The sequence below is a fragment of the Variovorax sp. VaC1 genome (assembly GCF_043658315.1).
Taxonomy (GTDB): domain Bacteria; phylum Pseudomonadota; class Gammaproteobacteria; order Burkholderiales; family Burkholderiaceae_C; genus Variovorax.
In genome coordinates this window covers 1,478,091-1,499,027 of sequence record NZ_JBIGLT010000001.1, presented here as the reverse complement: position 1 = coordinate 1,499,027, position 20,937 = coordinate 1,478,091, and the positions used below count along the sequence as shown (strand labels likewise).

17 protein-coding genes and 2 pseudogenes are annotated in these 20,937 nt (G+C 62.8%); 11 read left to right on the top strand and 8 right to left on the bottom strand.

The annotated features are described in order from the left end of the window. Nucleotides 1-406, bottom strand: a pseudogene (locus ACGLHS_RS07005) (hypothetical protein); the annotation flags it as partial. A 341-nt stretch (nucleotides 407-747) separates the two neighbouring features. On the opposite strand from ACGLHS_RS07005, the pseudogene ACGLHS_RS07000 reads away from it, so the two are divergent. After that, a pseudogene (locus ACGLHS_RS07000) lies at nucleotides 748-1,038 on the top strand (acyl-CoA dehydrogenase family protein); the annotation flags it as partial. A 682-nt stretch (nucleotides 1,039-1,720) separates the two neighbouring features. On the opposite strand, the gene ACGLHS_RS06995 reads toward ACGLHS_RS07000, so the two are convergent. Then, entirely contained in the window at nucleotides 1,721-1,984 is a 264-nt protein-coding gene (locus ACGLHS_RS06995) for a hypothetical protein (protein ID WP_394478126.1), read from the bottom strand. Between the two features lie 150 nt (nucleotides 1,985-2,134). Continuing rightward, nucleotides 2,135-2,596 carry a hypothetical protein gene (locus tag ACGLHS_RS06990; protein WP_394478124.1) on the bottom strand — a complete coding sequence of 154 codons (462 nt, stop codon included), beginning with the start codon at nucleotides 2,594-2,596 and terminating at the stop codon, nucleotides 2,135-2,137. A 313-nt stretch (nucleotides 2,597-2,909) separates the two neighbouring features. On the opposite strand from ACGLHS_RS06990, the gene ACGLHS_RS06985 reads away from it, so the two are divergent. From ACGLHS_RS06985 to ACGLHS_RS06965, 5 genes are all read left to right on the top strand, one after another. Beyond that, entirely contained in the window at nucleotides 2,910-3,659 is a 750-nt protein-coding gene (locus tag ACGLHS_RS06985; protein WP_394478122.1) for an SDR family oxidoreductase, read from the top strand. 233 nt (nucleotides 3,660-3,892) lie between these two features. Beyond that, on the top strand, nucleotides 3,893-4,162 hold the full coding sequence (locus ACGLHS_RS06980) for a hypothetical protein (protein WP_394478120.1): 270 nt from the start codon (nucleotides 3,893-3,895) through the stop codon (nucleotides 4,160-4,162). Beyond that, entirely contained in the window at nucleotides 4,159-4,437 is a 279-nt protein-coding gene (locus ACGLHS_RS06975; RefSeq protein ID WP_394478118.1) for a metal/formaldehyde-sensitive transcriptional repressor, read from the top strand. Before ACGLHS_RS06980 ends, ACGLHS_RS06975 begins: the two co-directional genes overlap by 4 nt. 8 nt (nucleotides 4,438-4,445) lie before the next feature. Further along, nucleotides 4,446-5,690 (top strand): CDF family Co(II)/Ni(II) efflux transporter DmeF, encoded by a 1,245-nt coding sequence (dmeF, locus tag ACGLHS_RS06970; protein WP_394478116.1) that lies wholly within the window; start codon nucleotides 4,446-4,448, stop codon nucleotides 5,688-5,690. A gap of 11 nt (nucleotides 5,691-5,701) precedes the next feature. Beyond that, nucleotides 5,702-6,064, top strand: a complete 363-nt coding sequence (locus ACGLHS_RS06965) for a hypothetical protein (protein ID WP_394478113.1) — start codon at nucleotides 5,702-5,704, stop codon at nucleotides 6,062-6,064. Nucleotides 6,065-6,193: 129 nt separating this feature from the next. Here the strand turns inward: ACGLHS_RS06965 and katG are convergent, their stop codons facing one another. Beyond that, nucleotides 6,194-8,458 carry a catalase/peroxidase HPI gene (katG, locus tag ACGLHS_RS06960; RefSeq protein WP_394478111.1) on the bottom strand — a complete coding sequence of 755 codons (2,265 nt, stop codon included), beginning with the start codon at nucleotides 8,456-8,458 and terminating at the stop codon, nucleotides 6,194-6,196. Nucleotides 8,459-8,723: 265 nt separating this feature from the next. Here katG and ACGLHS_RS06955 point away from each other — a divergent pair, with 265 nt between their 5' ends. Together ACGLHS_RS06955 and ACGLHS_RS06950 are read left to right on the top strand one after the other, a co-directional pair. Beyond that, nucleotides 8,724-8,945 carry a hypothetical protein gene (locus ACGLHS_RS06955; RefSeq protein ID WP_394478109.1) on the top strand — a complete coding sequence of 74 codons (222 nt, stop codon included), beginning with the start codon at nucleotides 8,724-8,726 and terminating at the stop codon, nucleotides 8,943-8,945. A 116-nt stretch (nucleotides 8,946-9,061) separates the two neighbouring features. Then, on the top strand, nucleotides 9,062-10,030 hold the full coding sequence (locus tag ACGLHS_RS06950) for a hypothetical protein (protein WP_394478107.1): 969 nt from the start codon (nucleotides 9,062-9,064) through the stop codon (nucleotides 10,028-10,030). Nucleotides 10,031-10,161: 131 nt separating this feature from the next. On the opposite strand, the gene ACGLHS_RS06945 is transcribed toward ACGLHS_RS06950, so the two are convergent. Further along, nucleotides 10,162-11,196 (bottom strand): GlxA family transcriptional regulator, encoded by a 1,035-nt coding sequence (locus ACGLHS_RS06945; RefSeq protein ID WP_394478105.1) that lies wholly within the window; start codon nucleotides 11,194-11,196, stop codon nucleotides 10,162-10,164. A 68-nt stretch (nucleotides 11,197-11,264) separates the two neighbouring features. On the opposite strand from ACGLHS_RS06945, the gene ACGLHS_RS06940 reads away from it, so the two are divergent. Continuing rightward, entirely contained in the window at nucleotides 11,265-12,386 is a 1,122-nt protein-coding gene (locus tag ACGLHS_RS06940) for a DJ-1/PfpI family protein (RefSeq protein ID WP_394478103.1), read from the top strand. Nucleotides 12,387-12,563: 177 nt separating this feature from the next. On the opposite strand, the gene ACGLHS_RS06935 is transcribed toward ACGLHS_RS06940, so the two are convergent. Continuing rightward, on the bottom strand, nucleotides 12,564-13,478 hold the full coding sequence (locus ACGLHS_RS06935) for a LysR family transcriptional regulator (protein WP_394478187.1): 915 nt from the start codon (nucleotides 13,476-13,478) through the stop codon (nucleotides 12,564-12,566). Nucleotides 13,479-13,807: 329 nt separating this feature from the next. Here ACGLHS_RS06935 and ACGLHS_RS06930 point away from each other — a divergent pair, with 329 nt between their 5' ends. Beyond that, entirely contained in the window at nucleotides 13,808-14,359 is a 552-nt protein-coding gene (locus ACGLHS_RS06930) for a MarR family winged helix-turn-helix transcriptional regulator (RefSeq protein WP_394478101.1), read from the top strand. A gap of 122 nt (nucleotides 14,360-14,481) precedes the next feature. Here ACGLHS_RS06930 and ACGLHS_RS06925 read toward each other — a convergent pair whose 3' ends face one another. Beyond that, complete coding sequence (locus tag ACGLHS_RS06925) at nucleotides 14,482-16,803, bottom strand: LamG-like jellyroll fold domain-containing protein (protein ID WP_394478099.1); 2,322 nt, start codon at nucleotides 16,801-16,803, stop codon at nucleotides 14,482-14,484. Nucleotides 16,804-17,247: 444 nt separating this feature from the next. On the opposite strand from ACGLHS_RS06925, the gene ACGLHS_RS06920 reads away from it, so the two are divergent. Continuing rightward, nucleotides 17,248-19,521, top strand: a complete 2,274-nt coding sequence (locus tag ACGLHS_RS06920) for a LamG-like jellyroll fold domain-containing protein (protein ID WP_394478096.1) — start codon at nucleotides 17,248-17,250, stop codon at nucleotides 19,519-19,521. Nucleotides 19,522-19,575: 54 nt separating this feature from the next. Here the strand turns inward: ACGLHS_RS06920 and ACGLHS_RS06915 are convergent, their stop codons facing one another. Then, nucleotides 19,576-20,871, bottom strand: a complete 1,296-nt coding sequence (locus tag ACGLHS_RS06915; RefSeq protein WP_394478094.1) for a hypothetical protein — start codon at nucleotides 20,869-20,871, stop codon at nucleotides 19,576-19,578. Nucleotides 20,872-20,937 lie beyond the last annotated feature (66 nt).

Genomic DNA, 20,937 nt, shown 5'->3' with positions numbered 1-20,937 from the left:
CCGAGGCCTTGGCGCCGCTGCCCCCCGTGCCGCCTGTGCCGCCAGCCGCGCCGTCGCCACCGGATCCTCCACCACCGACGGCGGTTGCACCGGCTGCTGTGGCGCTCGCGCCGGCGCCGCCCGTGCCGCCAGTCCCGCCGGAGTTGGCGGTGCCGCCGTTGCCACCAGCGCCCACTGCCGTTCCACCATCCGCTGTGACGGTGGCCGCGACACCACCGGCACCGCCTGCTCCACCGAAGTCAGTCGCCCCATTGCTTCCGGCTGTTCCGCCGACGAAGCCGTCGGCGAAGGCGCTGCCAGCCGCGAGCAAGGCGATGACGGGCCAGTACCTCGTCGCGCCCCGCGACCGTCGCAGGCCTTTCGTGGTTTTCGTCGCGGCGCCGCTGGCATCGGCCTCAATGAGCATGGTGTTTCCTGTGATGAAGAGCAAGAAGGGACGACGAGCGATCCGGACGCGGGCGAGTGTGTCCTTTCGTTTCCAGCGGGGCCATACCCGAAAACAAGTAAATCGGAGGCTTGCTGCAAGGGCTTCGTGCTCTGCCGGGACCGAGCTGCCTGCGCCCGGCGTTGCGTCGTACCCAGCAGCCGTCCTTGATCGCGCGAAAGCGCCCTAGCCTTCGCGGCTAGTGCGCCAGCCCCTTCGTCCGACGACGATCACCGAAGGAACGGATTTCGCCGTGACGCCTCCGGCGGATCGCTCCGTTCCGTCATTCAAGGAGTTGGCGACATGCGCAGGAGCTGCCGTAGGACCGCTTCATGATCGCCGTCAGTGCTGCGATCAAGCTCGAGCGGCTGCTCATCGCATACGTGAAAGACCGCCGCGCCTTCGACCAGACTGTGTGGGACTTCCAGAACACGAAGTTCAAGCTGGCCGACATCAAGGCCCAGTCGGTGGCGCTGCGCACGATGGTCGACTACTACCTCGCGGTGCACATGAGCCGGCGCCTCACGGTGGAAGAAGCCGCCATCGCCAAGCTGTTCGCCACCGAGACGCTGTGGAAGTGCAGCGACGACATGGTTCAGCCGCACGGCGGCTACGTCGCATGCAGTCGACCACACCGCTCTCCTGCACGGTGGGCATCGCCGGCATCAACGCGTGGCGCTTGCCCGACGACACGGCCAACCCCTGCACCCTGCCCGAGGCGATCAACCGTCTTCATGTCGCTGAGTCATGCGGCCTTGCGCAAGACCCCCCGTGCCGCCGTTGCGGTTCGGCGCGAAACCGTTCTAGGTCTTGGTCTTGGACAGAAAGGCGTCGGCATCTCCAGCCTCGCACTTCCAATCCGCGAACACGCCCACCAAGTGGCAGTTCGCACATCGGCAACCGATGTAGTACCAGCGAACGTCGTTGCTGTCCGCGTACAACGCGACGCCCGACAACAATTCAAACGCCTCCGCATCGCAGATGCACTCGTGACGTTCAACCTGCGCTTCACTTGCGTACTCAGCGCTGTCTCCCATGAAATGAATGACGCCGCAACGAACACAAGTTCGCCTTGCCACGCCTTCATCTTCATCGGACTCGAGCTTGAACAAGCTGCTGCCGCACGCGCATGCCGACGGCGAGAACTTGACGGCCATGTACCCGTTGGCCTTGCTGTAGGCGATGACTTCGGCCTCGATGTCCTGAGGGGTTGAGCCGTACCAGTACTTGCCCTTTTTCTGCAATGTCATGGCTGAGTTGCCGAGAAGCGGTTCGGCGTTTCGACTTCTGACAACACTACGGTGTATTGCAGGACATCGTGGCGTCGACGTAGTGCTTGCCGTTCGACAGCGGCTTTTCGAATGTCACCTTGAATGATCCAGCGACAGGCTGCCCCTTGTAGTTCTTGCTGCAGTTCGTCTCCAGGGTGACCTGCGCCTTGGCGACCGCGTCGCTACGAGAGGCCCCTTCTGCCGTTCCACTGACAACAACGGTTTCCGCGAGAGCCACCTGGCTGGCCGCAAATGCGATGAGGGCTACTGCGATGAAACGCAACTTCATGCGAACAAACTCCCTGAGGTTGTGGTGTGTGAATAGCATAGCCATGGAACCCGGCACGGAAGGTAATTGCCTGTAAGTGCCTTGGCTCCTGCCGATGCCGAATGCTGTTGCCGGGGGCCTCACGCCAGGCGTGCTGCTGGCTCCTTTGACTCAAGGGATGACGCGGATGGTGGTGCGCGGACGCACGTCGGCCGAAGGTACGGTGACGCCCTTGGCTTCACTGCCATCGGCCTTCCAGACCAAGGTAGCGCCAGGAAACTCTTCCTTGCGCGTCATCGCATCGGCCTTCTCGGCCAGCACCGCGATGCTGCCCTTTGCTTCAGGGTTCCAGGCCAGTACCTTGACGGCGCCGTACCAGACCACCGGCATCTCGGCATCGAGGCGGCGGTCGGGGCACAGGATCACATCATTCTTGAGCAACACACGAAGCGCATCGACCTTGACTGCGCGCACACCGGGCGTGGTGCGATCCTTGGAATGGCCAGGGCAGATGGCCGACGAACGTTCAAGCGTGGCCTCGTAGGTGGTGGTGTCGCTTTGTGCATAGGCGGTGCCTGTGATAGCCAAAGTGGCGGTCAAAGCGAGACGAGACCAAGAGTGGCGATGGGGCATCGATGCGTCCTTCCTGAATGCTTGTTGTGCGCGAATGCCGCAGCAGTATTGCAAAAGCCGCCTCCCGCCATGTCAGCCTGGCACTTACGGCGTTGTCAGTCGGTGCCTTACGCTGCGGCCACACGCCACAAGCGGCCGCACTCGATCATCTTGAAGAGCTCTCGACAAAGCGGAGCCGGTCGACGGTCATCGTTCGCCGCCCTTCTAGCTTGATTGTCAAGTTTCGTTTGCGAGTGCATCAATTCATTAAGGACTACTGGTCTGCCAATCAAAGTCCTAGGATCAAGCGCAATTTTTCGCAAGGAGCGATTTCATGAGCGACAACAACATCGATGGCAAGGTCGTCGTCATCACCGGCGCGAGCAGCGGACTGGGCGAGGCTACGGCGAGGCACCTCGTGGCACAGGGTGCGCGCGTCGTCCTGGGCGCGCGCCGCATCGACCGGCTGCAGGCCATGGTCGAGGAAATGAAGGCGAACGGTGGCCAGGCGATCGCGGTCGAAACAGACGTCTCCGACAAGGCACAGGTCCAGCATCTCGTCGACACAGCGATCACGGCCTTCGGCCGCATCGACGTCCTGATCAACAACGCGGGCCTGATGCCGCATTCACCACTGGAACGCCTGAAGGTGGATGACTGGGACCGCATGATCGACGTCAACCTGAAGGGCGTGCTGTACGGCATTGCGGCCGTGTTGCCGCACATGCAGCGTCAGAAGTCGGGGCACATCATCAACGTCTCGTCCGTTGCCGGCCACAAGGTCTCGCCCAACGGCGCCGTGTATGCGGCCACGAAGCACGCAGTGCGCGCGCTGTCCGAGGGGCTGCGCCAGGAGGTGAAGCCCTGGAACATCCGCACGACGGTGATTTCCCCTGGCGCCGTGGCCACCGAGTTGCCCGGCAGTGCGACCGAGCCTGACATCGCCGACGGCATGAAGGCGTTCTACGACGCCACAGCGATCCCGGCGGATTCGTTTGCTCGCTGCGTGGCGTTCGCGCTCAGCCAGCCCGACGACATGGACGTCAATGAAATCCTGTTCAGGCCGACCCGGCAGGCGTACTGAGCAGCCGCGCAGTCATTCACTCCCATCAGGAGCGGAGAACATCGAGGCCGCCACGCGGGCCCAGACGCTCATCAGTCGTCGATACCTCATCGTCGCGCGGCTGAAACCGGCGGCGCTTCATTCATCTTGGGTTGGCGGCAAGCCCGTCGAATACGCCGTGCGCGCCGCGGCATGAGACCTCTCATGAAAAAACTGTTGCTGCCATTGGTGTTGGCCGTTGTCTCGATTTCGGGATGGACTCAATCCACGACCGCATCGGAGCGAAGCGCTTCTTCGATGAAGAGCGGGAAGGAAGTGTTCGCGCGGCACGCGGCAGCGTTCCATCGGTGCGCCCCGCTGAAACGAGGGGGCTTCGCTTTTATTTTTCGAACTTCTTGACTTGTACCAACCAGGAATTTTCAGCTGACAACAGCGGTTGCGCACCGAGCCTGGAACGTTCGAGAACGGAAGAAGAGACGCCACGCAATATAGGTATGGGGGGTATGCTATTCTTCATCGCATGACGCATACGATCTACGAAAAGCAGAAGCTCATGGCGCGGGTTCGCCGCATCCGCGGCCAGGTCGAGGCCATCGAGCGGGCCCTCGAAAGCGAAGCAGGTTGCGAACAGGTGCTCCACCGGATCGCGGGTGTGCGTGGGGCGATGGCCGGGCTCATGGCCGAAGTGGTCGAAGAGCACATCCGCACCCACCTGGTCGATGCAGAGAAATATCCCGACGCCCTCGACCCCGACGCCACCGAGCAACTGCTCGAGGTCGTCCGCTCTTACCTCAAGTAAGGACCCTCATGGCCAGCCTTGCGGACACTGCAGCGCCCCTCGCGCACTCCCACAACTTCCTCGGTGCCACGCATGCAACGAGCGAGCGCAAGACCTGGATGGTCATATGGCTCTGCGGTGCCATGATGGCCGCCGAAATCGTCGGTGGCCTGGCGTTCGGTTCCATTGCGTTGGTGGCCGATGGCCTGCACATGAGTACGCATGCAGGCGCCCTGCTTCTTGCCGCGCTTGCCTACACCTACGCCCGCAAGCACGCCGGAGACCGGCGCTTCACGTTCGGAACCGGCAAGCTCGGCGACCTCGCGGGTTTCACCAGCGCCATCGTGCTGGCGATGATCGCGCTGCTGATCGCCTACGAATCGGTTCTGCGCCTGCTCGCGCCAGTGCCGATTCACTTTGCCGAGGCACTGCCGATTGCCATCCTGGGTCTGGGTGTAAACGTCGTCAGTGCCTGGCTGCTGAGCGGCGGAGCCCATCACCATGGGCATGGCCACGGCACGGCTGACAACGGGCACAGCCATGAAGAAGAAGCGCACGCGATCATGACCAGCGCCGGCCTCATGACCCTGTCGATCTTCGAGGACGGCGTACCGCCGCGCTTCCGGCTGCATGCGGAAACCGGCCCCGCCCCGGCGGCAAGATCGGTCCACATCGAAACGGTGCGCCCCGGCGGTGTACGCCAACGGTTCACCTTGACCAACCGCGGCAGCTACCTCGAATCGGCCGAGGAGATTCCCGAACCCCATGCCTTCACCGCGCAACTCCATCTCGGCGAAAGCGAAAGCCACGCGGTCGTGTTCGAGGAGCCCGAGGGGGAACACGCGCATGGCGCGGCGCACCGGGACAACAACATGCGCGCCGCGGTGGTCCACGTGATCGCCGATGCGGCCGTCTCGGTGCTGGTCATCGTCGGCCTGTTGCTTGCCCGCGCCTTCGGCTGGCTCTGGATGGACCCACTGGCCGGCATCATTGGCGCCTGCGTCATCGCGAGCTGGTCCTACGGGTTGATCCGCGATACCGGTGCGATCCTGCTCGACATGAACCCGGACAGCCGCCTTGCGGACAAGCTGCGGCAAACCATCGAGCGCGACGGCGACACGCTGTCGGACCTGCATCTCTGGCGCCTGGGTCCCGGTCACTTGGGTGCGATCGTGTCGGTGCGCACCGCTCAAGGACGCAGCGCCGATTACTACCGAGAACGGCTGGCAGCGTTTTCGTCGCTCTCGCACCTGACCGTCGAGGTGCAAGGCTGAGCCCGCTTCACGTGCAGCACAATCTGGCGATGCCACAGACGCTCCTTCGCCCCACCATGCAACAAACTCAAGCCGCCGATGCGATCGCAACGGCACCGGTCGCAATCCGCACACCTTCGAGCGCCCAGCGTTTGCGCCACGCCAGGCCCGCGCGAAAGTTCGGCCGCCGGCGCCCGAATGTGTCGGGCTATCGCTTCCTCATGCTGGTCGTGTTCGCAGGCATCGTCATGGTCGACAGCTGGTTCGACCAGCACCTGTCGTCGGTGGTGAACGCCGATGTCGTCGGCCCGGTCTCCATCGTCGTCTGGATCCTCATCCTGCTCGGATCGTTCGATCTCGGCCCCTTCGCTGAAATCAAGAAAGCGATGCGCTGACGCGGCTCCAAGAAGGGTCGGGCGTCAACTGAGATGCCAAACGGCGTCGCCCGCCAAGACGATAGCTTTCGATCAGGAGCGCGCGGCCGTTGCGGCCGCACGCTCCCGACGACAACAACCGCACTCGACTCAGGCGAGGTCGAACCGGTCGAGGTTCATCACCTTGGTCCACGCAGTCACGAAGTCATCGACAAACTTCTGCTGAGCGTCCGAGCCCGCATAGACCTCCGCGATGGAGCGCAATTGTGCGTTGGAGCCGAAGACCAGATCGACGCGCGTGCCAGTCCACTTGAGCGCGCCCGTCTTGCGGTCGCGCCCTTCGAACAGGTCCCGGGTGTCCGAGGTGGCCTTCCACTCCGTGCCCATGTCGAGCAGGTTGGCGAAGAAATCGTTGCTCAACGTACCGGGCTTGGCGGTCAGAACGCCGTGCTTTGTCTGTCCGACATTGGCATCGAGCACGCGCAGGCCGCCCACGAGCACTGTCATTTCGGGCGCCGTCAGCGTCAGCAGTTGCGCCTTGTCGATGAGCAGTGCTTCCGCAGCCACGCCGTAGCGTGCCTTCGCGTAGTTGCGGAAACCATCGGCGACCGGCTCCAGCGGAGCGAAGGACTCCACATCGGTCTGCGCCTGCGAAGCGTCCGCGCGGCCCGGTGCGAAGGGAACCTTGATCTCGCGGCCGGCGTTTCGGGCGGCTTGCTCCACGCCTGCGCCACCAGCCAGGACGATCAGGTCGGCGAGTGAAATCTTCTTGCCGCCCGTCTGCGCAGCGTTGAACTCGCCGCGGATGCCCTCGAGCACCTGGAGGACCTTGGCCAGTTGCTCCGGCTGGTTGGCCGTCCAATCCTTTTGCGGCGCCAATCGAATCCGGGCACCGTTCGCACCGCCTCGCTTGTCGGAGCCACGGAACGTGGACGCCGATGCCCAGGCCGTCGAGACGAGCTGTGCCGGGGTGAGGCCCGACGCGAGAACCTTCTTTGTGAGGGACGCGACGTCTTGCGCATCGACCAGCGGATGGTCGACAGCGGGGATCGGGTCTTGCCAGATGAGTTCTTCGGCAGGCACCTCCGGCCCCAGGTAGCGTGCGCGCGGCCCCATGTCGCGGTGAGTGAGCTTGAACCAGGCGCGTGCGAAAGCGTCGGCAAGCTGGTCGGGGTTCGCGAGGAAGCGGCGCGAAATCTTCTCGTAGGCGGGGTCCATGCGCAACGACAGGTCGGTGGTGAGCATCGTCGGTGCATGGCGCTTGGACGGATCGTGCGCGTCGGGAATGGTGCCTGCACCGGCGCCACCCTTGGCCACCCACTGATGCGCGCCGGCGGGGCTCTTCGTCAGCTCCCATTCGTAGCCGAACAGGTTTTCGAAGAAGTTGTTGCTCCACTTCGTCGGTGTGGTGGTCCAGGTGACTTCCAGCCCGCTGGTGATCGCATCGCCTCCCTTGCCGGTGCCGAAGCTGTTCTTCCAGCCCAGGCCCTGCTCTTCGAGGCCGGCGGATTCAGGTTCGTGCGAGACGTGCGACGCCGCGGCAGCGCCATGGGTCTTGCCAAAGCTGTGGCCACCGGCGATCAGTGCCACGGTCTCTTCGTCGTCCATGGCCATGCGCGCAAAAGTGTCGCGGATGTCGTGGGCTGCGGCGACCGGATCGGGGTTGCCGTCCGGACCTTCGGGGTTCACGTAGATCAAGCCCATCTGCACTGCGCCAAGAGGGTTCTCCAGGTTGCGCGTGTGCGCGTCGCCGTCGGCCTTGTCGTCGGACGCCAGCACCGCGCCGCTCTTCTCGACACCCTCCGAGCCGTGGGCATAGCGCAGGTCACCGCCGAGCCAGGTCTTCTCGCGGCCCCAGTACACGTCCTGGTCCGGCTCCCACACGTCGGCGCGGCCGCCGGCAAAGCCGAAGGTCTTGAACCCCATGGTCTCCAACGCAACGTTGCCCGTAAGAATCAGCAAGTCGGCCCACGAAATCTTCTGGCCGTACTTCTGCTTGATCGGCCAGAGAAGCCGCCGCGCCTTGTCCAGGCTCACGTTGTCGGGCCAGCTATTGAGCGGCGCGAAGCGCTGCTGGCCGCGGCCGGCGCCACCGCGTCCGTCACCGATCCGGTAGGTGCCGGCGCTGTGCCATGCCATGCGGATGAAGAGCGGCCCGTAGTGGCCGAAGTCTGCGGGCCACCAATCCTGCGAGTCGGTCATCAAGGCGGCGAGGTCTTTCTTCACCGCTTTCAGATCAAGGCTCTTGAACGCCTTGGCGTAGTCGAAGTCCTTACCCATGGGATCGGATTTCGATGAGTGTTGATGGAGCAGATCGAGACGCAACTCCTTCGGCCACCAGTCGCGGTTCGTGGTGCCGGCACCTGTGGCCTGATTGAACGGGCACTTCGCTTCGGACTTGTCACTACTCTTCATGTGGGGCTCCTGGTTTCTGCAATGCGGGGGGACTTGAATTCTGTGGCAGAAACCTCTTCGACGGGAATAGAAGCCTCTTATGCCGACGATAGTTCGCGCCTGCAGCCGAGCGCCAACTTCGCGCACCCTGGCAGCTGCATACAGAAGTTCGCGGGAGCCGTTCTGACCGCCAGGCCGACTACAAACTGCGACAGCTTTCTTTCGTGAGACGGGTATAAGCGCGAAACCCTTTGTCCTCCCTCCCCTTTGGCCGAAAGAACCCACCATGTCCAGACATCTGCTCAAGCTTCAGCACCTCTTTGCCAAGTTGCAGACCCGGTACGGAGAGGACGACGAGGCTGTGCGCGAGCTCGGTGCCCAGCTCGCGGCTTTGGAAATGATCGAAGCAAAAGGCGAAGAGCTGCAGGTCGATTCGCACACGCCGCAGGTGGCCGGCAGATTCAGGTCCGGCGCGGTCGCTGCCTCGCAGGCAGCCCGACTTCTATAGAGCGGCTCTGCAGCCGAGCATCGCGCTCGGTTGCGGGCCCCACGCCGGGCCCGCCTGAAGCCCTCGTGTGTCGCCTCAGCGATTGCGCCGCAGCGCACTTGCACCGATGCTGCCGCATGACCTCATCGACGACACCTTTCAGCGCATCCCCTGCCCTCTGCGGCCCGCTGCGCAAGCCGCGCCAGATGCTCAACGACCAGAGCTACGACGGCCACAAATCCATTCACGATGACAGCATGGCCGAGGGCCTGGGCCTTCGCGCCGGCCCCATCGAAGGGCCGACGCATTTCAGCCAGTTCGACCCGTTGCTGTTCGACGTCTTCGGCAAGGCCTGGTTCGAAACCGGCTGTATCAGCGCGCACTACCAGAACATGGTCGTCGAGGGCGAAGAGGTGCGCGCCTTCGTGCAGCGCCCCGCGCCGGGCGAGCGCTTCGTACGCCTGTGGGCCGAGAAGCGCGACGGCACGCCGGTGCTCACGGGCTCGGCCTCGGTGGGCGATGCGGCCGGCTTGCCGCATGAACTCGAGCAGCGCATCGCCAAGCTGCGCCCAGCCACCGGCCTGGTCATCAACCGCGACCTGAAGGTCGGCCAGCGCGGCGCCGTGACCGAGAAGGTGCGCATGGGCTTCGATCAGCACATGGGCAACTACTACCCCTTCAGCCTGGCCGACAAGCTGCAGGTCATCACCGAGCCGAGCCCTTGGTACACGCCCGAAGGGGCCGCCGGTTCGCCGTGGGGCCGCGCCATCATTCCGTTCGAGATGATCTCCGTGCTGTTGGGCAGCACCGTCGGCGAGGCCGGCTTCAAGGGGCGTGGGCCGGCCGTTGGCCTGTTTGCGGGGCAGCAGATCCGCCTGCTGAAGGGCCCGCTGTTCGTCGATCATCCGTACGAGCTGGAGCGCGAAATCATCGCGCTGAGTGAGAGCGCGCGTACCGAATCGTGCTGGGTGCTCACCCGCGTCTATGACGGCCAGCCCGGTGCGGCCCGCGAGCCACTGGCCGAGATGATCCTCAATGGCGCGGTGCTGAAAGCGTCTTACGCGAACTACGAGGCTGAGGCGCGCGAACTGGGCCTCGCTGCCTGACGGCACATTTCAACTGCAGCGCGCGGCCCCGCCGCGCTTACCAGGTGCCCCTGCGGTTCGTCGGGGCGCTATTGCAACGCCTCTCATGCTCTCCTGCTCCCGCGCAATCAGCATCCCGTGGGCCATTCAATTCAAACGGCAGCGTCATTGCGACGATGCGCAAAGCGAGCTCGATACATCAAGGGCGTGACGCCTAACTGCTGGCGAAAGATTCGGTGGAGTGCATCGGGTGTCCCCAGCCCGCTTCTTTCCGCGATGCGCTCCAACGGCCATGACGATTGTTCGAGATGGCGGCACGCATGGTCGAGGCGCATTTCCAGCACATAGCGTGCAGGTGTCTTGCCCACTTCGCGCAAGAAGCGCCTTGCGAAATTGCGAGGACTCATGGCAGCGCGCTCTGCAAGAGCGGGAACACGCAAGTCGGCCTGGGGGTTGTCCAGCATCCAGGCCAGCAACTCATCGAACAGGTCGCCGCTGGCGGCTTGCGCAGTCAGCGTCGAACTGAATTGCCGTTGCCCACCCGGCCGGTGTACGAAAAGCACCAGGTCGCGAGCAATGGCTGCAGCGACTGCCCGCCCCAGGTCCGCTTGAACCAGGGCCAGCGCCAGGTCAATGCCGGTAGTGACTCCGGCGGAAGTCCAGACGATGCCATCGGTGCGATAGAGCGAATCCGTGTCCACCACCGCGTTGGGGAAATAGCTCTGAAGCGCCTCGGTGGCGGCCCAATGCGTGGTCACCTCGCGGCCATCGAGAAGGCCCGCTGCGCCGAGTATGAAAGCACCCGTGCAGATGCTGCAGGTGCGTCGGGTCCGAGGCGCGCGCTCCCTCAGCCAGGAGACAAGGGACTCATCATGGGCGGCCTGTCGTATGGCAGCTTCCGTTCCACCTACGACCAGCAGGGTATCGATGTTCCCGGTTACGTTGGACAGCGGTTCGATACCCGACAGGCTGAGCGGGGAGCCCGTGCGAAGTGGCAAGCCTTGAGTCGATGCCACCTGAATGTCATAGCTGCCTGGGCATTGCTGCTCTGCGCGCGTAAAAACCCCCAGGGGACCGGTCAGGTCCAACGGCTCTGCGCCCTCGAATGCAACGAACACAACTTTGCGGGGAGATGCTCGCGGGATGTCGCGTGGCAGAAAATCAGAGTTCTCTGTCGTTGTGCTCATGCCATCGCCAGCCTACGCTGCTCGCATCTGAAAAACGGTGTCACGGCGATATGCAAAGGCGAGAATTCTTGAAGGAAATAGCGACCACTGTCGCGACGGTTTCGGTGATTGTAGGAACGTCAGGTGTCCACGGCGGCACGCGATTTTCAGAGGTGGGGCAAGCCTTTGCCACCGAGTTGCGGACGCCGAAAAGAGCTCGACCCGTGGTGGCGATCCTGGCGGACAACCGCGGAGCCGAGCTCACCGATTGCCTGGTGCCCCACGCTGCACTCTCTCGCTCCGGCGTTGCCGACGTCATCCTCGTGGCTCCTACGGCGGGCAAGATCGATCTCATGCCCGCGCTGGCCATCAAGGCGCAGCAGACGCTGGGCGACTTCGATCGCGAGCACTCCATCGGCGCTGACTACGTCATCGTGCCGGCGATGCACCACGACGACCGTACAGGTCCTGTTGTCGAATGGCTGAGGCGCCAGGCAGCGCTGGGCGCCACCATCATCGGCATCTGCGAGGGAGCCAGGGTGCTGGGCCGCGCCGGGCTTCTTGACGGACGGTGCGCCACTTCGCATTGGTATGCACAGTCGGACCTTCGTTCGGCCTATCCATCCATGAAGTGGGTGGCTGACCGGCGCTACGTGGCGGACGATGGCGTCGTCACAACCACTGGCGTCACGGCTTCACTGCCTGTGTCTCTGGCCCTGGTCGAGGCGATTGCCGGTACACCGGCGGCGAAGAAGCTGGCCGATGCGCTCGGCGTCGAGAACTACGGCGACATGCATGACAGCTCTCGCTATCGCTTGAACGCTTCGCACGTGTGGCGCATCGTTGCCAACAGCGCAGCCTTCTGGCGCCACGAAACCATCGGCATTCAGGTCTCCGAAGGCGTCGACAGCATCGCCTTGGCGCTCACCGCCGATGCCTGGGCCAGGACATACCGTTCCAAGGTTCTTGCGCTGGGAGGGGCTGCATGTATCAAGACACGCGATGGAATCGACCTCATGGTCGATGACCACAAGGGCAAGACTTCATCGGACTTGTCTATGACTCTCGACCCGGGCTTGAGCGCGGCTGCGCATCTGGACCGAGCACTTGAAGAGATCTCGCATCGCTACGGACAAGACAGTGCGCAACTGGTCGCCCTCCAACTGGAATTCGCGTGGCAGCCGACATTGCTGTCGTCCGTCAAGTCGTGAATGGAGGGGTGCTCCTGCACGCCGGCGGATCAAGCGGCCCGAAGGTGACGGCGCCGTGGCACCGCACGACGCGGGAGCGCCTCGTGTCGTGAATCCAACTGGCCCGAAGAATGAAATGCACCCACTCATTTCTCAGCGCAATCGCGCGGCCTGCTCGGCAGGCCGAACACCGCGCCTCTACGCACCAGATGCGGGCATCCATTCCTGCTGGCTCAGCTTCTCCACCGCCATGTCGGCAAACATGGAAACGGCGAGCGGACGTTGCTGGCGACTGGGGTAGACGACGTTCATGCCGCGGCCGGCCCGCGTGTATTGCGGCAGCACCCGCACCAACCTGCCGGCAGCGATGTCGGAGACTGTCAGGATCGACGGCAGCGATGCGATCCCGAAGCCTGCGCATGCGGCCTTGCGCAGCACCTCCGGTGCGTTGCTGTTGAAGCGCCCTCGCACGTGCACTTCCCTCTCGGCGCCCTCCGCGTCCTGCAGGCGCCACGTGGCATTGCCACTGCTGTCGGGCTGCACCAGGCACTCGTGTTCGCTCAGGTCTTCAAGCACCATGGGCACGCCACGCGCCGCAAGGTAAGTTGGGCTGGCCGTCAGTTCGCCATAGCTCGCGAAGATCCTTCGGGCCACATAGCTTGAATCGCGCAGGGGCCCGCTGCGAAACGCAATGTCGATGCGATCGGCGATCAAGTCGGCCAGGAGGTCGCTGAGAACGAAGTCCAGGCGCACCAGCGGATGCTCGGCCAGAAACTGCCGCACCCATTCCATCTGGAAGAAATCGAAGAAGCTGGTCGGCGCGGCCACCCTCACGGTGCCGCTCGGCTCCGCGTTGTCCGCCACATGCAGCTGACCGGCCTCGATGAGTTCTTCAATCGCTGCGCCGCACCGCTCATGAAAGGATTCGCCCGCGCTCGTCAACGTGAGCTTGCGGGTCGAGCGCTGCATGAGCCGCGTGCCCAGCCGCACTTCGAGTTGTTGGACGCGGCGGCTGATCGTGGCGGAAGGCACGCTCAGCCGTCGGGCCGCCTCGGCAAAGCTGCCACTGCGAGCCACCTGCACAAACATGGCCACTTCATTCAGGTCGAGCACAAGGATTCTTTCTGTCGTTGTCGTCGTAGGGTTCACAGCGCCTTCGTTCGATGCCTTCGAGGGCAGCGCAAGAAGGCACCAATTCAAGGCGCTAGCCATGCACCAAAGATGCGCGCCATCGCGTGTGCCGCGCGCGTTTCGCGGATCACACTGAGCAGCAGCTGACAACCCGCAGGCGCGATGTACTTTGCAAAAAAAAGCTAGTCGTCCGTTTCGGGTTCCAGCACATTTCGCGCTGTTGCTGGTTATAGAAACATAACTATCAATTGACCTAATCAACTACCCGGCAGCTTCACTTCCGCCTCGTCACGAACAAACACCTGATCCGCATGCAAGCCTTTCCTGACACGACGGCATTACGTGCGCCGCGCACGCTGAACGATCTCCTCCTGTACCGCCTGTGGCACGCCACACGCGCAAGCAAGGCCATGGCGACGCGTATCGTCGAAGGCGGCTTCGGCATCACCCATCGCGAGTGGGGAATGATCGGAATGCTTGCGCAGGTCGGAGAGATCAGGCCCTCGGCACTCGCCGAGCAACTGCAACTGGATCGCGTGAGCACATCGCGCGGCCTGCGCAGTCTTCTCGACAAGCGCCTGATCGAACGACGCCGCAACGCCGAAGACGGCCGCGAAGTCCATGTGCAGCTGAGCGCTACCGGTCGACAACTCTTCGACAAGCTGTTTCCGTGCATCGCCAGGCTCAACGTCGCTCTGCTCGACGGTCTCGATGCCGAGCACCATGAAGTCTTTCTGCATTGCCTGCGCCAACTCGAATCGCGTGGCAATGCATTGAATGCCCGGCATGCCTTGTCGGAGAAAGTCGACCGTCGCTCGGGTGGCACGCGTCACCACTGGTCGAAGCAGATCAATATCGCTTGAGCGCGGGGCGTGGCTGGGGCAGCAAGCTCCAGCCACGGCACGAACCGCTACATGAACTGATGCGATGCGAAGGCATTTCTCAATGCCCTGCACCCCGCCAGCGGTGCCCCCCTGCTTTGGCTTCAGGTCGCTCGCGCCGTCAGCCATTTGTCCGAGGACAGCGGCGCGCCGACGATCCGGATCTCTCCCATGTTCCCCAGGAAGCCGGTGGACATGTTCCCGGCCCATTGGCCGCAGCCAATCGCGATTTGCTGGGTCGGCGCCACAAAGCGGATGCCCTTCATGTTCGTGTTGTTCCGCAGAACCGGAGCGCCCTCCACATACATGGTTGTCGAATACGAGGCAGCTGGATCATTGACGATGGCAACGTGCAGCCACTGGCCTGCCGATACGCCACCAGACCAGCAAGTCAGATTGGTGTTTTGGTCGAGCGGAACAATTTCCCACTGGAACTCCATCAGGTTCGAGAACGCGAACATCAAGGCGCAATCGCCATCGCCCGGACCGAAGCCGGACAACTGCGATTGCGCGCCCAGCCGATAGAGGATGCCCATCCAGCCATTGCGGGTCGCGTCGAAAGCCGGATCGATATTGACGAAGGCTTCGATGGTGTAGCCGTTCGGAAAAGTCTCGACGTTGAGCGCGGAGTTCTGGTCGGTCGTGAAGTAGGTCGACCGTGTCTTGGTGGCGTTCAGAAAGCGCAGGCTTCCAGGTGCCGACGACAGGGGGTGATGGCTCTTCGACCACACGAGATCGCCCGGGCTGCCCATCCAGGTGTTCACTGAAATCGGATTCTTTCCCCCGACCGATGAATCCAGGATTTGTTGCCCCGGCTGATAGGGAAAGAGATCTCCTTCTGCAGCCGCCGCGTTGAAGAAGCGCCAGTGCGCGAGCGTTCCGTCCACCTTGGGGTAGTCGTCCGTGCTCGATGGGAGCTTGGCCTGCTTTTGCGGAGGCTGGCTGAAATTCGTCAGGATCAGGTTCTTCGCCGCATCGGTCAGTGCGATTTCCGACGATCCGTCGGGTACAGAAAAACTTGCATTGAAAGAAGCAAATCTTTTTGCAAAATCCATGTCCAGAGAGAAGGACTGATTCGAGTCCGTCAGCCACGCTGCATCGAATTCATTGAGGGTGTCCGCGGGCTTCAAGGGCACCCACGGAGAGAACGAGCTGGCAACGATCTTCTTGTTGGTGAGATCGAACTCGAACATTCGCATGAGGCCATTGCCGCCCATGTAGGCCATCTGATAGTCCACCACCATCAGGTAGACGTCGTTGCCGAGCGCGTTTTTCTTCACGCTGGTGCAGGAGCCGTGGTAATGACCGCTGACCGCCATGAAGATCTGGTCGTTGCCCTTGATGAGCTTGTCCCACATGTAATTCGAGTAGGCCGTATCGGCGGCGGTTTTGCCGTCTGTCCCAATGCCAACCAGTTGATGGTTCACCAGAATGACCGGAATGCTCTTGTTGGCCTGTATGACGTGATTCGCCCAGCTGATGGCATCGTCCGACGCTCTCCACGACATCGAGAGCACCAGGAATTGATTTCCTTCGGCTTGAAAAATATGGTACTCGTGGAACCCGGATGCATGCCGGCCTCCGAATGTCGCCTGCTTCTTGGCGCGCTCCGGCGGAAAAACCTGCAAATACGGTTCAAAAAGGCCGGCGCGGTGGCTGCCGCCATCTTGATAGCCGTCGTCATTGGCAAAGCCGGTAACGCCCACGCCCCAGTCGGGGCCCCATTGCATATCGCTTCCAATAGCGCCGACATCATGATTGCCGGCGCAGATTGAATAGGGGCACTTTGCCGCCTCAAGCACCTGCATGGCCTGGCTTGCGAGTTCCCATTCTTTGGTGACCTGGCCGTTGCCCAATTGCCCGTTGCCCACGAGATCGGTCGCACTGCTCCAAGGTGTTGAACCTTCCGAGGTGTAGTACCAGGATTGGTCCACGACATCGCCCAAGTGAATCGTGAAAGGCATCTTCAGCTTTTGAGCATTCTGCGCAATCCATTGAGTTTGAGTTTTGAATGGATTGTCGTATTGCGAGTTTATCTTTGCATACAGCTTCTGATACAGCTCGCCCATCTTTTCCGAAGCGTATCGCGGATAAAACTGCGTGTCCGGAAGCACCGCAATGCTGAAGCTCGAAATCTTCTGTGCGGGAGGAGGTGAAGCTGGCGGTGTTTGAGCCGCAGGCGCCGGGGTCGACGGGTCCTGGGTTCCTGCTGCAGGGCCGACACTTGGCGAACCACCTGTGCCCGCTATTGGAGGCATTCCGATATTGGTGCCGCTTCCTCCGCCACCACAGCCGGACAGCGTTGCAATTCCTGTCACGGAGCCGGCAAACATCAATTTCAAAATTTCTCGCCGCCTATTTTCCGGTACAGAGGCAAGCGCGTTTAAATCAACAGAAAATTCCTTTACATCTTTTCGATTCATCATTTATTTAATTCCATGGCTGCATTGAGTATTTCCGGACCTTGGACGATCTCGGACGGCCATGACTCTATCGGCGGCATATGATGCTTTTATGAAATAATTGCCTCGTAAATCCGCGTATTCACGAGGAATTCTCTCAAAATTCAGCGCAATCTCTTTCTGCCTTCATTGGTTTTTGCGGGAGAGAAATGAATGCTGACCCGATCCTGACCAGATTCAGCGTTTTAATTGAAGCTGCCATATCGCATTTGATATGGCTTTCCAATTTGAATTCGACAATTTGCGCCAATGGTGAAGCACTTTTGTCGCAAGTGCGACTGAAAATGTCACACCTTCGATTCTTTGAACGCCGATAGCTCGAATCGTTTGCTCGGCCCGGGGTTTGCTGCGGTGCGGCAGCGCTAATGCGCACTTTCGCAATGAACGCAATGAAATGGGCAAGAAGGAATGAGCAAGTTAGAGATCAAGGGCACACCGATGGCGTCGAGCGCCCGGCGGCGATTCATGCAGGAGGCCGGCGCCCTCATGGCGATGATGCTGCCGGCATGCGGCGGTGGAGGTGGCGGACAACCATTCGGGCTCGGCGTACCTCTCACGTCAACGTCCACTTCTTCTTCGACGCCTGCCTTGCCGCCTGCGTCGCCCTCCTCGCCGCAGCCCGAGGTCGTGTGTGAAAGCAGCGTCGCAACCGAACCTCAACGGATCGCCGCACGCACTGCGTTCGTCCATCCCGGACTGCTGCACAACGAAGAAGACCTCCTGCGCATGCGCGCCAAGGTCGAAGCACAGGCGCAGCCATGGTTCAGCGGTTGGCTGCAATTGACCAGTGGTGACTACGCCAGCCTCGGCCGCAAACCCAATCCACAAGAGACCGTCGTTCGCGGAGGCTCGGGCGCGAACTTCGGAACGATGGTGTTCGATATGCTCACCACCTACGAACTGGCCATCCGCTGGCGGGCGTCCGGAGACACCGCCTACGCCGATCTGGCGGTCCAGTTCCTGGACCAGTGGTCTTCGAAGATGAAGACGCTCACCGGCGATGCAGACCGGTTCATCGCGGCCGGCCTGTATGGCTACCAGTGGGCCAACGCCGCCGAGATCATGCGCACCTACAAGGGCTGGCCTCCCGCGGGCATCGCACGGTTCCAGGCGCTGCTGAAGGAGGTTTTCTATCCGCTGTGCCACAGCTTCCTGACCGACCACAACGGCACCAACACGAGCAACAGAACAGTCACCAACTACTGGGGCTCCTGGGACCTGCTCACGGTATGCGGGGTGATGGCCATCGGGGTCTTCTGCGACGACCTTGCGCTCTATGACGAGGCGATCACCTATTTCAAGAGCGGGCTGGGCAACGGCGCGGCGCAGCACATGGTCTACCGGCTGCATCGCGGCCACCTGGGGCAATGGCAGGAAAGCGGGCGCGACCAAGGGCATTCGACGCTGGGCGTTGCCTGCCTCGCCTCTGCCTGCGAGATGGCCTGGAAGCAAGGCGACGACCTCTATGGCTACTGGAACAACCGCGCACTGTCCGGCGCGGAATATGTCGCGGCCTCCAACCTGCAGGACGCGAGCGGTGCGTACCCGGACTTGCCTTTCTCGGTGTACGCGAACATCCAGGGCACCTTCACGGCCGTCTCGATGTCTGGCCGGCCTCTTCTGCGACCCTGCTGGGAGATTCTCTACAACCACTACGTGAATCGAAAGGGGCTTTCGGCGCCTTACGTTTCAGCCATGGCCGCCAGGATGCGGCCGGAAAAGCGCGACACCGGCGGCGACGAGCCGAGCTTCGGCACGCTGACGGCAACGCTGGAGCCGATTGCTGCGGGGGCAGCACCCAGTGGGCTGACCACGCACATCGTTCAAGACACCGTCGAGCTGGACTGGTGGGGCAGTTCCGACGCAACGGCCTATGAAGTCCAGAGGGCGCGCGCGGCGTGCGGTCCCTTCACGGCCTTGGCCTCTGTCGCGGAGACTCGCGCGTACACCGACCGTCCGGGGGCAGGCACGTGGTCCTATCGCATCGCAGCGATCACCCCGTCGGGCAAGCGGATCGGCAAGCAGGTGCACACCCTGTCGATGCCTGGCCAACCGGTGCTTCATGTTCCGTTGAACGAAGGCACGGGATCATCGTCCGCCGATGCGGTGGATGTGCGGCGAACCGCACTGCTTTCCGGTGGCGCAACGTGGACCGACGGCCGGCTCGCGGGAGAGAAAGCAGTTCTCCTGAATGGCAGCGGTGCGTTCGTCAAGCTGCCTGCCGGTGTCATGGCGAACCTGCACGACTTCACCTTGTGCCTGTGGGTGAACGCCACCGCATCGACGAAGAACAGCTGGCTGGTTGCGATGAGTTCGAGCTACGTCTCGTACTTCGGCGTGCTTCCCTCCGATGGAAGCGCGGCCTTGCGCAGCACTATCACCGGCACCTTGTACTTCGGCGAGCAGAACGTGTCGGCGCCTGCAGCCCTTCCCGTTGGCCGCTGGGTGCACCTGGCCGTCACGCTCTCCGGGTCGACCGGCACGCTCTACCTTGACGGAAACATCGTCGGGACCAATCCGAAGATGGATTTCGCGCCATACCAGTTGGGCGAAACGCCCGACAACTGGCTGGGCCGGTCACCCTACCCTTCGGACCCTTTCTTCAAGGGAGCCGTGCAGGACTTGCGCCTGTACAGCGGTGCGCTGACACAGGCCGCGATCGCTGGCATCGCCGCGGGGTAACGAGCTTTCAGCCCATCGGGCTGGAGCCCCGCGACGACGCGGCACGCCGCCGCGTTACCCGTGGTGCTCTTCCTTCCGATGAGGAGGTTCGCCGTGTGCGTGCGGCGCTGGTGGGTGATCCACATGCGGATGCGGGGCAGGCTTCGGGTGTTCCTTGGGCGCCGGCGCCGGCCGTTGCGCGTGCAGCGCCTTCTGCTCGTTCGCTCGGCGTGCCGCATCGGCCTGCTGCTCTCGCGCAACCAATGCAGGATCGACCGGTGGCGGACGATGCTGCTGTTCGTTGATCGCAGGTACTTCCCTTCGGGGTGCTTCAGCATTCGCCTGCACAGGTGCCGGGTGCGGCACTGCGGGCTCCGCGCCCTTGGTCGCGACTGGCGACAAGAGGGGCTGGGGATGCGCCTGAGCCGACGCTGTCGGTACCTGCGGCGGCACTGCGGCCGCCGGCCGTACAGCCTCGGCGGATCGAGGTGCAGCGGACGGATGCCCCGGCATGAACGCCGCGACCGGCTTCGCGCTGGCGGGTACCGGGGCCATGGCATGCACGACAGGCGGCAGTGCAGCCGCAAGGTGCGCGCTTGCCGGCACCGCTGCTTCGAACGGGCGGCCACTGGCCGTTGCACTGGCGGGTGCCACCACCGTCACCGTGCGCGTGTTGTTGATGTTCGTGATGTTGGTGACGTTCGTCGTCGTGTTGTTCGTCACGTTGTTGATCGTCGTGTTCTGCACCCGCATGCCGACATTGGTGACCGGCGGTGCGCTGACGACCACCGCGGGCGGCGTGCCGATGGGCGCCGGCACGATCAGGCCGAGCCGCGAACCAGGTGGCGCAGGAACGAACACGCCTTGCGGTCCGATGGGTGCAAGCCCGGCCACCACGCCGACCGCTGCAACGGACACCGCCAGGCTCAAGCCCAGCGGCGGTGGAATGAATGCGACGCCCGGCGCCGACCAATGTCCGGTGATGAAGACCACGGTGCTGTCGCGATGCTCGTAGTAAGGCTGGACCCATGCGTAGCCCGGTTGCGGTGGCGCGGCCCAGCGGCCTGCGGCCCACACCCAGCTGCCCTGCCACGTCCAATAGCCGCCGGTCCAGATCGCGCCCTGAAATGGCAGGGGCGTCGGTACCTCCACCAGCATCGGTGGCGGCGCCCACGCCACGGCAATCGGCGGAGGCTGGTACAGCGGTGGATCGACATACACGCTGACCACAGGCGGGGCAACGGCTACTGCAGGCGCGGGTTGAACGGCGACATAGCGCACCGCTGGTGGCTGGACGACGCAGCCTGCGGCCAGGAGCGGCAGGGCCATGCCCGCGAGCTGGGCGACGGAACGTGAAGATGGTTTGTTCATTCAGTTTTTCGATTCGCGTGCGCTGCTGCGCGGGAAGGACCTAACGGGCCGTGAAAAATTGGCGAT